Genomic DNA, 2343 nt, shown 5'->3' on the forward strand with positions numbered 1-2343 from the left:
GCTACTCGGCGATGCCACTGGCGTGACAACCGATACACCAGAGGTGCGTCCACTCCGGTCCTCTCGTACTAGGAGCAGGCTCTCTCAATCTTGCAGCGCCCACGGAAGATAGGGACCAAACTGTCTCACGACGTTTTAAACCCAGCTCACGTACCTCTTTAAATGGCGAACAGCCATACCCTTGGGACCGGCTACAGCCCCAGGATGAGATGAGCCGACATCGAGGTGCCAAACACCGCCGTCGATATGAACTCTTGGGCGGTATCAGCCTGTTATCCCCAGAGTACCTTTTATCCGTTGAGCGATGGCCCTTCCATACAGAACCACCGGATCACTTTGTCCTACTTTCGTACCTGCTCGACTTGTCAGTCTCGCAGTCAAGCACGCTTATGCCAATGCACTATCAACACGATTTCCGACCGTATTTAGCGTACCTTCGAACTCCTCCGTTACACTTTGGGAGGAGACCGCCCCAGTCAAACTGCCCACCATACACTGTCCCCATCCCGGATAACGGGACAAGGTTAGAACCTCAAACACACCAGGGTGGTATTTCAACGTTGGCTCCATAGACACTAGCGTCCCTACTTCAAAGCCTCCCACCTATCCTACACAGATCTGTTCAAAGTCCAATGTAAAGCTACAGTAAAGGTTCATGGGGTCTTTCCGTCTTTCCGCGGGGAGATTGCATCATCACAAACATTTCAACTTCGCTGAGTCTCTGGAGGAGACAGTGTGGCCATCGTTACGCCATTCGTGCAGGTCGGAACTTACCCGACAAGGAATTTCGCTACCTTAGGACCGTTATAGTTACGGCCGCCGTTTACTGGGACTTCAGTCAAGAGCTTGCACCCCAGCATTTAATCTTCCAGCACCGGGCAGGCGTCACACCCTCTACGTCGACTTTCGTCTTTGCAGAGTGCTGTGTTTTTAATAAACAGTCGCAGCCACCGATTCTCTGCGGCCTCATTTAGCTCCCCAAGTAAATGGTTCACTGACTAGAGGCACACCTTCTTCCGAAGTTACGGTGTCAATTTGCCGAGTTCCTTCTCCAGAGTTCTCTCAAGCGCCTTAGAATACTCATCTCGCGCACCAGTGTCGGTTTGCGGTACGGTCAATCTGTAACTGAAGCTTAGTGGCTTTTCCTGGAAGCAGGGTATCACTCACTTCGTCTGCAAGCAGACTCGTTATCACGCCTCATCTAAGCTCTCCGGATTTGCCTAAAGAGCACGACTACACGCTTGAACCGGGACATCCAACACCCGGCTGAGCTAACCTTCTCCGTCCCCACATCGCATTACAGATCGGTACAGGAATATTTACCTGTTTCCCATCAGCTACGCATCTCTGCCTCGCCTTAGGGGCCGACTCACCCTACGCCGATGAACGTTGCGTAGGAAACCTTGCGCTTTCGGCGAGGGGGCTTTTCACCCCCTTTAACGCTACTCATGTCAGCATTCGCACTTCTGATACCTCCAGCAGGCTTCACAACCCACCTTCACAGGCTTACAGAACGCTCTCCTACCACGTGCAATAAATTGCACATCCGCAGCTTCGGTAACTGGCTTAGCCCCGTTACATCTTCCGCGCAGGACGACTCGATCAGTGAGCTATTACGCTTTCTTTAAATGATGGCTGCTTCTAAGCCAACATCCTGACTGTTTTAGCCTTCCCACTTCGTTTCCCACTTAGCCAATTTTGGGGACCTTAGCTGGCGGTCTGGGTTGTTTCCCTCTTGAGTCCGGACGTTAGCACCCGGTGCTCTGTCTCCCAAGCTGTACTCATCGGTATTCGGAGTTTGCAATGGTTTGGTAAGTCGCCATGACCCCCTAGCCATAACAGTGCTCTACCCCCGATGGTAATACTTGAGGCACTACCTAAATAGTTTTCGGAGAGAACCAGCTATTTCCAAGTTTGTTTAGCCTTTCACCCCTATCCACAGCTCATCCGCTAATTTTGCAACATTAGTCGGTTCGGACCTCCAGCACCTGTTACGGTACCTTCATCCTGGCCATGGATAGATCACTTGGTTTCGGGTCTACACCCAGCGACTAATTCGCCCTATTCGGACTCGATTTCTCTACGGCTTCCCTATTCGGTTAACCTCGCCACTGAATGTAAGTCGCTGACCCATTATACAAAAGGTACGCAGTCACCCTTGCGGGCTCCTACTTTTTGTATGCATGCGGTTTCAGGATCTATTTCACTCCCCTCCCGGGGTTCTTTTCGCCTTTCCCTCACGGTACTAGTTCACTATCGGTCGATTACGAGTATTTAGCCTTGGAGGATGGTCCCCCCATATTCAGACAGGATTTCACGTGTCCCGCCCTACTCTATTTGCGC

At 51.6% G+C, this 2343-nt stretch carries 1 rRNA gene; it reads right to left on the reverse strand.

Annotated features, from left to right (window positions below):
* Positions 1-2343: ribosomal RNA gene (locus tag PO768_RS28520) — 23S ribosomal RNA — on the reverse strand; the annotation flags it as partial.

The organism is Paucibacter sp. XJ19-41 (assembly GCF_028462495.1).
Taxonomy (GTDB): domain Bacteria; phylum Pseudomonadota; class Gammaproteobacteria; order Burkholderiales; family Burkholderiaceae_C; genus Roseateles_E.